Source organism: Streptomyces regalis (genome assembly GCF_001509475.1).
Taxonomy (GTDB): Bacteria; Actinomycetota; Actinomycetes; order Streptomycetales; family Streptomycetaceae; genus Streptomyces; species Streptomyces regalis.
In genome coordinates this window covers 41,063-53,362 of sequence record NZ_LLZG01000369.1, presented here as the reverse complement: position 1 = coordinate 53,362, position 12,300 = coordinate 41,063, and the positions used below count along the sequence as shown (strand labels likewise).

Annotated in this window: 7 protein-coding genes and 1 pseudogene; 3 read left to right on the top strand and 5 right to left on the bottom strand. The window is 70.2% G+C overall.

Features of this window, described 5'->3' with window-relative positions:
* The first annotated feature begins 616 nt into the window (after window positions 1-616).
* The 3 genes and pseudogenes from ADL12_RS35050 to ADL12_RS58615 form a co-directional block, all read left to right on the top strand.
* On the top strand, window positions 617-2,305 hold the full coding sequence (locus tag ADL12_RS35050) for an IclR family transcriptional regulator domain-containing protein (RefSeq protein ID WP_062709930.1): 1,689 nt from the start codon (window positions 617-619) through the stop codon (window positions 2,303-2,305).
* Window positions 2,206-2,784, top strand: a complete 579-nt coding sequence (locus ADL12_RS35045) for an IS5 family transposase (RefSeq protein ID WP_107120101.1) — start codon at window positions 2,206-2,208, stop codon at window positions 2,782-2,784. The genes ADL12_RS35050 and ADL12_RS35045 overlap by 100 nt, the downstream gene beginning before the upstream one ends.
* A pseudogene (locus ADL12_RS58615) lies at window positions 2,781-3,011 on the top strand (transposase); the annotation flags it as partial. The gene ADL12_RS35045 and the pseudogene ADL12_RS58615, both read left to right, overlap by 4 nt.
* Before the next feature lie 102 nt (window positions 3,012-3,113).
* Here ADL12_RS58615 and ADL12_RS35040 read toward each other — a convergent pair.
* From ADL12_RS35040 to eccCa, 5 genes are all read right to left on the bottom strand, one after another.
* Complete coding sequence (locus ADL12_RS35040; protein ID WP_062709946.1) at window positions 3,114-5,231, bottom strand: tetratricopeptide repeat protein; 2,118 nt, start codon at window positions 5,229-5,231, stop codon at window positions 3,114-3,116.
* Window positions 5,232-5,404: 173 nt separating this feature from the next.
* Window positions 5,405-6,217: a hypothetical protein gene (locus ADL12_RS35035; RefSeq protein ID WP_062709925.1), complete on the bottom strand. Its 813-nt coding sequence runs from the start codon at window positions 6,215-6,217 to the stop codon at window positions 5,405-5,407.
* 151 nt (window positions 6,218-6,368) lie between these two features.
* Window positions 6,369-7,388 (bottom strand): hypothetical protein, encoded by a 1,020-nt coding sequence (locus ADL12_RS35030; RefSeq protein ID WP_159053382.1) that lies wholly within the window; start codon window positions 7,386-7,388, stop codon window positions 6,369-6,371.
* Between the two features lie 73 nt (window positions 7,389-7,461).
* On the bottom strand, window positions 7,462-8,208 hold the full coding sequence (locus ADL12_RS35025; protein WP_062709917.1) for a toll/interleukin-1 receptor domain-containing protein: 747 nt from the start codon (window positions 8,206-8,208) through the stop codon (window positions 7,462-7,464).
* Between the two features lie 24 nt (window positions 8,209-8,232).
* On the bottom strand, window positions 8,233-12,198 hold the full coding sequence (eccCa, locus tag ADL12_RS35020) for a type VII secretion protein EccCa (RefSeq protein ID WP_079052443.1): 3,966 nt from the start codon (window positions 12,196-12,198) through the stop codon (window positions 8,233-8,235).
* Window positions 12,199-12,300 lie beyond the last annotated feature (102 nt).

Sequence of the window (12,300 nt, the reverse complement as noted above, 5' to 3'; positions counted from 1 at the left end):
CCCAGCCCCGATAACTCGCCGACATCCGCAGACACCCGCACCACCCCCCGGGAAGCACTACGCAGCAGCGTACGCCCGCAACTAAAACAACGGCATTGGCCCTAGGGCGTGTGTCGGAAGTCCCGTCGTCCGCCCGCAGGGCGGGCCGGGCGGCGTCAGGTGCGTGCTCTCGGCGTGCCGGGCGGAAGCCCTCGTACTGGACGTACTTGGGCTTTCGCCCGGTGCGGCGAAGGGGGTCCCCCCGCCCGAGCCGTGCGAAGCCGGTTCGAGGGTGGGGGCGCGTGCATGGCGTCGCCCGGCAGACGGGACTTCCGACACACGCCTAGCACACCGCCCGGCATGGCGTGGCCGGGCTCCCCGCAGCATCGCGTCCGAGGCCGCGCCCAGCGCCGGGCACGGAAGACACCGCGCCGCCAGAACCGACTGCGGGGGGTGCCTTGCGCCCGGCGGCTCTTTGCGGCCCGGCCGTCTGCCCCTCCCGACCACTCTCCCGTTCTCCGAGCCCGAAGCTGCGGCAACGCTCGCGTGGTCTCCTCGCCCCGGCACCGCCGAGCGGAACTCCGCACCCGCCAGGCATCATTCACTGGAGTGACGAGACAGCCGCTGCGGAGAGCCCATGACATCGACCCACGCCGTGCCGCCCGCCTACCCCGTGACGGCGCCCGCGCCGCCGGAGGAGGCGGTCGCACCCCTCATGCGCGGCATCGCCGTGCTGCGCGGGCTCACCGATGTCGGAGGGGCGGCCAGCCTGAGCGATCTGGGACGGGCCACCGGGCTGGCCCGCGCCACCGTCGACCGGGTCGCCGGAACGCTCGCGCACATGGGGTATCTGCGCCTGGACGGCAGTAGCGCCGTCCTCGAGCCCCGCCTGATGGAGTTGGGCAATGCGTATCTGGGCGCTCTGCGTCTGCCTGATCTGCTGGGCGGACATGCCGACGGACTTGCCGACGAACTCGACGAGTCGGTGTCCCTCGCGGTGGCGGACGGTGACGGCATCCGCTTCATTCACCAGGCGATCCGCCGCCGTACCTTGTCGCTGAGCTTCCGTATCGGCGATCTTCTGCCTGCCGAACGCACCGCCCCCGGACCGCTGTTGGCAACCGAGTGGAGTGCGCAGGACTGGACACGGTGGCGAGAGCGGCAGGCCCTCGACCCGGAGGACCTCGGCTTCCCGGCGATCCCGCCTCGGTCGCACGGCGCCGTCGCCGAGGACTTCGGAACACGGGTCGAACGTGCGCGTGTACACGGCTGGGCCATGGACGACCAACTGATCGAGACGGGCCTCGTGGCGGTGTCCGTTCCGGTGCGCGCCCCGGATGGCCGTATCGCCTGTGTGGCGAGTACCGTGAGTCACACCAGCAGGCACAGCGCCGACTCGTTGCGCGACTCCCTTCTGCCCAGACTGCGTGCGGCGGTGGCCGCCATGGAACGGGAGCTCGCTGACGCCGACGCCCCACCGTCCGAAACCCGGAGCGCGCCCTCGGGCCTCGCCGCCTGGACCAGAGAATCCAAGCAAGAACTGGGCGGGGAGTTCATCGCGTCATTGGCCCGCGGCCTGACCGTGATCACCGCATTCGGCGAGGGCCGTGCCGAGCTGACGCTCTCCGAGGTTGCCGAGCGCACCGGCCTGCCGCGTGCCACGGCTCGCCGGGCCCTGATAACGCTGGAGCATCTTGGTCATGTCACTTTGCACGGCCGGGTCTTCCGGCTCACTCCACGGGTTCTCGCCCTCGGTTTCCCGCCCCTGTCCAGGACAACGCTGGCCCGGATCGCCCATCCCCACCTCACCGCTCTCACCCGGAGGGTGCAGGAGTCGACGTCCCTGGCGGTGCTCATGGGGGATGACGTCCAGTGTGCGGTCTCCGTCGCCGCGGGGCGCATCATGGACGCCGACATCGCCGTGGGCTCGCGCATGCCCGCCTACGCGACCTCCACGGGACGGGTCCTGCTCGCGGGTCTGCCGGCCGAGGAGTACTCCAGCCGGCTGGCCCACTTGCGGATGGGGGCGTTGACCCCCCGTACCGTCACACGGCCCGCCGACCTCAGGACGATCCTGGATCAGGTGCGCGAGGAGGACTACGCCCTGGTCGACGGGGAGCTCGAAGCGGGCCTCCGCTCGGTTGCCGTACCGGTGCGTGACCGCGAGGGCAGCCTCGTCGCGGCGATCAACGTCACCATGCACAGCAGCCGCCGCTCGGCCGCGGAATGCGTCAAGGCCGTCTTGCCGGAACTGCGTGCAACGGCTGTCCGGACGGAGATGGATCTGCACCTGGCCGGACGGTTCGTTCGAGTTCCGCCTCTTTGAACGGCAAGGGCGATGTCGCCGAGTCTGTACCAGGGTCCGTCTTCAAAGATCGTCGGATGGTGGATCATGGTGGGGTGGTACGCCGTCATGAACTCACCGATCAGGAGTGGGAGTTACTCGCTCCGCTGATACCGCGAGCCGCTACAGGGCGACCGCGTGTGGAAGACCGGCAGGTCATCAACGGGATGGTCTACAAGATCCGGACTGGGATCTCCTGGTGTGACCTGCCGGAACGCTACGGGCCGTGGAAAACGGTGTACACCCGCTTCCGCCGCTACGCCCTGGACGGCGTGTTCACCCGGGCCCTGCAGCAGATCCAGGCCCGGGCTGACGCGTCCGGCGACATCGACTGGCTGGTGCAGATCGACTCCCCCATCATCCGCGCCCACCAGCACGTCGCCGCTACCGGCCGAAAAGGGGGCAGCACCGGCCGGACGAACCGGACGACCACGCCCTCGGCCGATCCCCAGGAGGCCTGACCACCAAAATCCACCTCGCCTGCGACGGCCAAGGCCGCCCTCTCGCCGTGCTGGTGACCCCGGGCCAGCGGCACGACAGCATCTGCGCACGCCCTCTTCTGGAACGGATCCGTGTCCCTCGCTCCGGCCTGGGCCGACCACGCTGTCGACCCGGCCATGTCATTGCAGACAAGGCCTACAGCTCCCGCGGCTTCCGCGCCTACCTGCGCAACAGGCGGACGTCTTCCGTGCGCCCGGTGCCAACCAGCGCGCAGCGTGCCCTGGCGGAGATGTTCCGGCGCGTGCCGAAGGCAGTCATGCACGATGCGCGCCGTGGGTGTGGTGGGTGGCTATGGCTTGTCCTCTGGCGGCGGTTCCGTGAGGAGATCGACGCCGGACAGTTCCGCGAGCCGGGTGGCGATGCGTGTGAGGGGGAGGCGCAGCCGGTCGAGGTCCGCGCGCATCTCGGCAGCGCGTTCCCAGGCGTGCTCATGTTCCGTAGGGCTCGTGCCGTCGGGGCGTTTGGCCTCGTGCTGCTGGAGGGCGGGGTGCCAGGTCGAGAGGAACGGTCGGAGGTGCTCGTTCGCGAGGGTGGCTGCGATGTGGGGCGGGCTGAGTGGTGCGGAGGTCTCGGCGGCGACCCGGTGGAGGACCTCCCGGGTGGTGCCGAAGAGGGCGTGCATCGAGGTGAGGGCTTCGCGTAGAGAACCTTGGTCCGGTGCGAGCGGCTGGACGCCGACGCGGGTGACCAGTTCGACCTGGAGGTCGAAGGCTGCGGCGCGCTCGACGGGGCCTGGGACGGGGCGGTTGGCTGACGGACCGGTGAAGGATTGAGTGGGAACCGGGGCTCGGAGGGCCGTGGCGGCGAGGGGAACCAGGGCGTGCAGGAGCAGCCGTCGGAGATCCTCCTGGCGGGCGGTGTCGGCGTCGTGTCGCCGCACGGCGCGGGCGAGCAATGGGTGGACGGTCCAACTACGGGAGAGGTCGGGGTTGGGGCGCAGCGCACCGGAGCCGAGAAGGGATTCGACGGCCTCTGCCACCAGGGGAGCAGCTTCCCAGGGAGCGTATGGGGAGACTGCTGAGAGCACGTTCTCCAGGGTGGACTGGTGCAGCGGTGCCGGGCAGGCAAGAGCGAGCAGACGCAGGACGTCGTCGACCGGACCATGCCCGGTCAGCGGGCGGGTGAGGAAGGACGTCACGGGCCGTACGTCGGTGCGGTCGCGGGGTGCCGGGCCGGTGAGCACATCGGCACCTGGGGCGTGGAGTCTTCCGCGTGCATGGGTGAAGCCGGTCGACGCCGCGAGGTCGGCGAGTACGTCGAGCGCGTGCGGGTGGCCTCCCACGTCGTGGACCAGGGCGAGGGCGGCGGACTGCTCGGATTCGTCGGCGGGGATGCGCCGGGAGGTGATCAGGGTGAGGCTGTCGTGGTCCGGGAGTGGGGCTACGTCGATGGGCTCGGCGAAGGCGGTGTAGTGCAGGGAGCGTGTGGTGACGAGGGTGGCGGCGAGCAGGTGGGGGCCGCGCAGCAAGTGGAGCCGGCTGTCCGTGAGTCCGTCCGGGACCCCGTCCACGACCCACAGGCAGGGGGTGTTCTGCTCGCCGAGGTGGACGGCGAGTCGGCTGAGCAGCCGGGGGAGGGATGTGCTGGGCGCGTCGATGCCGAGAGCCGCCAGTACGGTGGCTACTTGGTCTGTGTAGGCGTCCATGGCGCGGGCCACGGCACCGGTGCCCTCGGGTTGTTCGGTGTGCAGGTCGAACCAGAAGACGCCGCCGGGGAAGGCGGAGCTGAAGCGCAGGGCGTATTCCTGGGCGAGGAGGGACTTGCCGATGCCGGGCATGCCCCGCAGCTGCGCGGTGCGTCCGCTGCCGGCCTGGGACACGAGAGGTGCCCGGTGGCGGTGCAGGGCTGTGTGGATGTGCCACTGCTCGGGGAGTCGGCCGGTGAAGCGAGCGGAGCCCGTGCGGGCGGGGGCGGGCAGCCAAGGGACGACGGGGGAGGCGGTGTGGCTTCCCATGGGCTCGGAGAGTGTGGCGACATGGGCGAGGACGCGTGTGGCGAGCCGGTTCGCCTCGTCGGCTCCGGCGCGCCAGGGCCAGTACCGGGCGTCGCGGAGTTCGACGGGGTGGATGTGGTCGGCGGAGGGCTCGGGGTTGACCACGAGGATCCGTCGACGGGGGTCGCCTTCTCGCTGGCCGGCCAGATAGGCGTAGGTGAGTTCCCACTGACAGGCGCGGCGCTGCGGGTAGTCGGACGAGTACAGGGCCAGCAGCACCTTTGCGTGTGCCAGGGCCCGGGTGATGGTGGTGGTGATGGAGGTGAAGTCCTCCACGGCGGTGTCGTCGACGAATACCCTCAGCCCCTGGGAACGCAGGGCGGCGACCACCGTCTCGGCATGACCGGTCGCGGAGCGGCTGTAGCTGACGAACACATCCCACTCGGAGGCGGGCCGCTCGGACGAGGCGCTCACGAGCACGGCCTCTCTCCCTGCCTCAGCACCCCTCCGGGGCGTGCGCACCCGTGACGGGATCAGCCCCGAATGCAGCCGGGGGGGGGGGCGTTGGAAGCGGGGACACCGAGGCGCGCGACGGCCCCTTCTGTGGCTTCGCGCTGCTCGGTCCGGCGGTGATCATCACGGTCCCGTCATCCGTCATCCGTCTCGTCGGCAGCGGGGGTGGGGTCGGCCGGGCATGTCCCGTCCCTCGTGGCGGTGCGCTGTCCGGGCAAGGGGCCGAGAGGGTCGGCCGGCGGCTGACCCGTGCGGCGATCCGACGGGCGCAGGTGGCGCTCCGGATCGCGGAGTCCCGCGATCTTGCCGAGGGCCACGAAGTAGGGGCGCAGGTTCTGCTGGAGGGTCTGCAGCTCCTGCCGGAAGACGGCGTTGTCCGGCCATGCGGACTCGTCCATGTCGGGGTGTGCCTGCTCGAAGGCCTGTAGCCGCGGGTGCCACTTGGACAGAAAGGGCGCCAGCTCGAAGTTGAGGATGTCCAGGACCAGTTCGTGTACCGAGTCGCCGTGGGGCGGAGGGGGCGGTGCCTCCCCCGACTCCAGCGGCTCCCGGTACAGGTCGAAGAGCGTTTTGAGGGATGTGAGCGCCTCGCGCAGGTTTCCGCTGCCGTCCTCCAGCGGCCGCGTGGCGATGCGGGTCGAGGCCTGGAAGAACATGCGCTGGGCGGCCTGGCGCATGTCCGTGTTCGCCTTGAACGTCATCTCGCTGCCCGGCAGGACGAGGCGGACCTCGGTCAGCTGGACGGTCCGGCGGTAGAGATCGGCACCGAGGGCGGCAGCGACCCCCAGGAGGCCTCCGACCACGACGGACAGACTCTGCCCGCCCGTCTGGCTGAGGGAGAAGGCGACGATGCCGGCGACGGCGCCAAGCACACCGGCCAACACGGCCCGTGCCGCTGCCCGCAGCACCGTTCGCAGCCGCACCGACGCGGTCCCGCCGTCCATCATGACCCCTCCCGTTCCACACCCCGCGCAGGCCGGTTCCCGCCCGTATGGCAGTCGTGCATCCGTACGACGCGCGCGGCGTACGCCCGTCCACGATAGTGATCAACGGCGTTGCCCCGCACAGACCCCCGAGGGACGGTGAGGGGAGGAGCCGTCAGGGGCGGACCAGGCGGCCCTCCTGCCGGAGACGACCCAGCCCCAGGGCGACCAACGCCGCGATCTCCTGCGGGTAGCGCGAGGTCGTGAGCGTCAGGTTCTCCTCCGCGGTCAGCCCGTTGTCCAGCCCGGTCCAGTGCGGTGCGGCGGCGATTGCGCGCAGGCGTTCGAGGGCGGCTGTGTGCCGGGGATCCGGTGCGGGTGCGCCGGGCCAGGGCGGGAGGAGCGGGCCGTCCATGATCCCGAGCGCCTCGGCGACATCTGCGGTCATCCCGCCGGCCCCGGCGGCGAGACAGACCGGGCGGCCGGCTTCCAGGGACAGCAGCACCTCCTCGGCGATACCGGGGTACCTGCCGGAGAAGCCCCTGCGCCTGCCACCCATCACCAGATGCGCGTCGATGAAGTCGCACAGGCGCCCACGCATCGCGGTCAGAGACCTGGCTCGTTCGTGCTCGTCAGTGACGGGCGCCGGCGCCTCGCTCCGACCTCGTTCGGGATCCATGTCACGGCCGTCCGGATCAAGGCAGACGATCTCACCGTATCCACCCAGCTCATGGCGCTGCCGCTGCAGTTCGGACAGCGGGAGCTTGCGGTGCGACGGCCAGGCCAGGAGGTTGTGGAACCGCAGAGCCAGGGCGCTGCAGGTGCGCAGCCGCTCGATGAGGAGGCGGGTGTATCCGTCGGGGCGTAGGTCACCGCCGTAGACGAGGTCGCCTCCGGACAGGACGACCAACTGCGCGAGCTCGCCGAGGACTTCCCGGAAGTGGTTTTCGAGCAGGCCACGGCGGTCGAGGTCCTCGCTCTCGGCGACCGATACACCGATACGGGTTCCGCGAAGGGCGTCGGACGGGAGCGGCTGGGGCACGGTCAGAACACCTCCGTCGCAGTGTGGCCGGGTCATTCTGCTCGCCACGAACTGCTGGGCCGTCATGGGGCGGACCAGAAGCTCGCCGTCCGTCGCATCCTCCACCAGGGAGGACGCCGCGCCCGGGAGGAGCGGATCTCCGTGATGGAGCACGAAGAACGAGCCTGACACCGGAAGCGTCCCCCGCGCACGACGATCGCGCAACGCCCGTCGCACGGTGGACAGCTCAGGAGGCCGAGGGAGAGCACAGACTCGCGACTGGTCCGCGTGCTGCAGAAGCGTTGGACTCTGCTACTGCCAGCCGACGGACATGGCCCGTGTCGGGGGAGTGGCTCTGCTCGCCGAGCTGCAGAGCGGTCAGCGCCAGTATCGCCGCACCCTCCTGCTTCGCGGTGCGTAACTCGGTCGTGCACCACTCGCTGCTGGAGTACAAGTCGGTCTCCAGCATCAGGAAGGCGCTGTGACCGGCATATTCGAGGAGTGCCGCTGCAAAGTCCACTCCGGGCTGGAGATCGCTGGCGTCAAGGAAGTGGTCGAGGCGCGTGCTGGCTATCACCTCGCGGACCTGGTCGCGCAAGGCGGCGACCTCGGCGGCGTGCTCGGGCGAGGCGTGGAGGGTGTGGTTGATGAACACCTTGATCGGGCGCTTCCCTTCGCCCCTCAAGAGCTGCGCGATGCCCTGGGCGAGCTCACGGCAGCGCGCCGAGGACGACGGCTCGGCGTAGCTCCCGACCCGGGCGGGCGACATGCCGATGGCCTGGAATCGGAGGGTGGATTCCAGACGGGAGGCCCGCCCGCGTGTGCGTTCGTCCTGAACGTCATGCACGGCGAAGACGCCGACCCGGTCCGGAGCACGCTCACGTGCCGCAGCGATGGAGTGGAGATAGTCGGTCCACGGGCCGGAACCTCGCTCGACCAACGCCATCCAGTGCTCGCCCACCACGGGGACCACGATGACGGACCGGCGGGGCACGGACCCGGAGCGGCAGCGTGCGTTCTACCCCGGCTCCACCATCCCGGTCTGCACCAGCAGGTTCCCCCGCTTCCGGGAGACGAAGATGCCCCGTCCTGCCGGCATCGCACGCGGGCGTACGTTGCCGAGGATGTCGCCCTCATTCGGGTCGCCGGAGAGTACGACGCCCTGCGCGCTCAGTTCCTTGATCCGCTGCATGAAGGGTTCGTAGGAGGACCGGCCGGCGCCTGCGGTGTTGCGGGCGACGATGAAGCGGATGCCGACGTCGCGGGCGAACGGGAGGAGTTCTGTGAGGGGGGCGAGGGGGTTGCCGCTGGACGTGGACACCAGCTCGTAGTCGTCGACGATCACATAGATCGTGGGGCCGCTCCACCAGTTGCGTGCGCGCAGTTGGTCGGCTGTGACATCGGGCGGAGGTGTGCGGCGGCGCATGAGGTCGGCCAGGGCCTCCACGTGGTGGTCCATGGCGTTGGACATGGGCACGTACTCGGCCAGATGGGACGCGGGGGCGGCGTCCAGGAGCGAGCGGCGGTTGTCGATGACGAAGAGTTTGCAGGAGTCGGCGTCGTGCAGATCGGTGATCTGCTTGATGAGCAGGCGCAGCAGGTTGGACTTGCCGGACTCGCTTTCGCCGAAGACGAGGAAGAAGGGGTCCTGTTCGAAATTGACGTGGACGGGTTCCAGGTTGTTCTCGTCGAGGGCGAAGGCGACGCCGCGGTCCGGCTGGGCGAGGGCTGCGGGCAGCTCTGCGAGGGGGACTTGGCGTGGCAGGAGGCGGACTGCCGGCGCGCTGGGCGCGGTCCAGTGGCGGGCCACGTCCCGGCTCATGGCGGCGGTCGCCTCGGACAGGTTGTCGTCGGAGTGGATGCCGTCGATGCGGGGAACCGCTGCCATGAAGTGCAGTGCTTCCGGGGTGACTCCCCGGCCGGGCACGCCCGTCGGAACGTTTCCGGCTGCCTTGCGGTCCAGTTCGGAGTCCATGGGGTCGCCGAGCCGCAGCTCGAGGCGGTTCATCAGCAGGTCCTTGAGGTTGGCGCGGACCTCCATGGCGCGGGAGGCGGTGAGGATCAGGTGGATGCCGTAGCCGAGGCCTCGCGCGGCGATGTCGAGTACAGCTGATTCCAGGGCTTCGTACTCGGTGCGGAAGTTCCCCCAGCCGTCGATGACCAGGAAGACGTCCCCCCACGGCTGGTCCGCCACCGAGATGTCCCCGCGGGCCCGCATTCTCCGGAACGTGGCGATGGAGTCGATGCCGGAGCTGCGGAAGTACTCCTCGCGGCGCGTCATGATGCCGTACACCTCGGCGACCGTGCGGCGTACCCGCTCCGGGTCCAGGCGTGAGGCGGCCCCGCCGACGTGCGGCAGCCCGGAGACGGCCGACATGCCGCCACCGCCGAAGTCCAGGCCGTAGAACTGGACTTCGTGCGGAGTGTGGGTCAGCGCGAACGCGGAGACGATCGTCCGCAGGAGCGTCGATTTACCCGACTGCGGGCCGCCGACGATCTGCATGTGGCCCGCGGCACCGGAGAAGTCCCGGTACAGCGTGTCGCGCCGCTGCTCGAAGGGCTTGTCGACGACACCGAGCGGCACGATGAGGCGGCCCGCGCCCTTGTAGCCGGGCTTCGTCAGGCCTCGACCCTGCTCGGCGGCGAGTCCGGGGAGCAGGGCGTCCAGCGAGGGCGGGTTGTCCAGGGGCGGCAGCCACACCTGGTGTGCGGCCGGGCCCTGCCCGGTAAGCCTCCGGACGATGACGTCGAGCACGGTGTCGCTCAGCGCGTCATCCCCGCTCGCCCGCGGGTCCGGCACCTGAGCCCGGGGATCGGCCTGTGCGTACTGGACCGGCACGGGGGCCGCCGTGAAGGGCGCGGGACGACGGTCCACCGGCAGGGAACCGTCCCCCGTCGTGGCTCGGGAGGAGGCGGGCCGGTGCGCACCGGATACGTAGGCGGCCTTGAAGCGGGCCATTTCGTCGGTGCCGTACTTCAGGTAGCCGGAGCCCGGGACGTTCGGCAGGTGGTAGGCATCGGGCACGCCGAGGGCGGCGCGCGACTCGGCCTCGGAGAACGTCCGCAACCCGACGCGGTAGGAGAGGTAGGTTTCCAGGCCGCGCAGGCGGCCTTCCTCGAGGCGCTGCGAGGCCAGGAGCAGGTGGACGCCCAGGGAGCGGCCGATGCGGCCGATCTGGACGAACATGTCGATGAAGTCTGGCTTGGCGGCGAGGAGTTCGCTGAACTCGTCGATGACCAGGACGAAGGACGGGATGGGCTCCAGCGCGGCGCCGGCCGAGCGGGCCTTCTCGTAGTCGCGGATGTTGGCATAGTTGCCCGCCCGGCGGAGCAGCTCCTGGCGCCGGTTGAGTTCGCCGCGGATCGAGTCGCCCATGCGGTCGACGAGGGTCAGGTCGTCCGCGAGGTTGGTGATCACCGCAGCGACATGCGGCAGGTCCGCCATGCCGGCGAAGGTCGCCCCGCCCTTGAAGTCCGCGAGGACGAAGTTCAGCGTCTCCGAGGAGTGTGTCACCGCGAGACCGAGGACAAGGGTGCGCAGCAGCTCCGACTTCCCGGATCCGGTGGCGCCGACGCACAGGCCGTGCGGGCCCATGCCCTCCTGCGCAGCTTCCTTCAGGTCGAGCATCACCGGGGTGCCATCCTCGCCGACCCCGATCGGGACCCGCAGGCGTTCGGCACGGGAGCGTGGGCGCCAAGTGCGGCCGACATCCACGGATTCCGCGTCGTCCAGGTCGAGCAGATCGGTGAACTCCAGATTGGCGAGCAGCGGCTCGTCCGAGTCGCCGCCGGAGGCCATGTACAGGGGCGCGAGCTGCAGGGCGAGTGCCTCGGCGGCCTCGTGGCTGAGGCGGTCGGGCGTCCCTTCGTAGACGAGGCCGTCGCCGGACTCCAGGCGCAACGAATGCGGATGCACCGCGACCGAGAGGCCGCCGCGTGCCCCGGTGAGCCTGCCCGGCACGACCTCGACGATCGTGACCCCCTGCAGTCCCTCGGCCGCCGCCAGCGCCGACAACGGCGACAGCGTCTCTCCGTCGAGCACGACGACGATGTGCGGCTGCTCCAGGAGGGGCTGGCCGGCGGCCTGGAACCGTGGTCGGCCTTCGAGCTGCTCCTTGAGCAGCAGCTCCAAATCCTGCGCACTCGTGGTGATCAGACGACGGCTGCCTGCTCCGTCGCTGCCGTCGGTCTGGACGTGGGGCAGCCACTTGGCCCACTCCCAGTGCGAGGCCGCGTCCTGCCCGGCAGCGATGGCGACGACCAGGTCGTCGGGCGAGTGCAGTGAGGCCAGGGAGGCCACCATGGCGCGCGCCGACGCCCTGACGTGAGTCTCGTCCCCGCTGAGGGTGAGGTGGTAGAAGGCCCGCAGCGAGATCGCCATGGGCAGGCCCTCGATCGTGCTGTGCGCGGTGAGGAACTGCTTCATGGCCCCGGCGGTGAGTGGTTCCAGCTCGTCCACCGGAGCGGTCTCGGGTGCGATCAGCGGGGTGGCGAGCTGCTGGCTGCCCAGGCCGATCCGGACCTGTCCGAAGTCGTCGTCGCTGATGCGCCGCTCCCAGACGCGGCTGCCCTCGGCGACCAGGGCCCACAACTGTTCCGGAGCGGGATGCAGATAGAACTGGGCATCGCGCTGCAGCCGCGCCGTACGGAGAACCGCACGACGGGTTTTGGCCAGGTACTTCAAGTAGTCCCGCCGCATATCGGCGAGCTGGCCCTGGGCGCCGCGTCGGTAGCGGACCAGCATGGCGATGCCCATGGCGATCGTCGACGCGATCATGACCATACCCATGATGCGCATGATCGGGTTCGGCGTCATGAAGAAGAAGACGACGGAGCCGCCCATCCCCAGCATGGGCAGCAGTTGCATCAGCGCCCCCTCCTGCTGCCCTCGGGGCAGCTCGGGCGGGGATTGCAACTGCACTGGATCGGCGGGCACCTCGGTGGGCAAGGTCCTCGGTGGCCGTTTGACGACGATCTGGCTCAAAGCTGACCCGTCCCCCTCGCGGACTTCAAGAGCCCTTGTCCGCACCCCCGTGGCGCCGACTTCATCCGGACCGGATCCTACTGGCGGGCACTGACATCACGG

What these genes read in the sequence shown, in the direction of transcription:
- ADL12_RS35050 (WP_062709930.1), top strand. Translation starts at nt 617, where the DNA reads ATGACATCGACCCACGCCGTGCCGCCCGCCTACCCCGTGACGGCGCCC.
- ADL12_RS35045 (WP_107120101.1), top strand. Translation starts at nt 2,206, where the DNA reads ATGCGTCAAGGCCGTCTTGCCGGAACTGCGTGCAACGGCTGTCCGGAC.
- ADL12_RS35035 (WP_062709925.1), bottom strand. Translation starts at nt 6,217, where the DNA reads ATGATGGACGGCGGGACCGCGTCGGTGCGGCTGCGAACGGTGCTGCGG.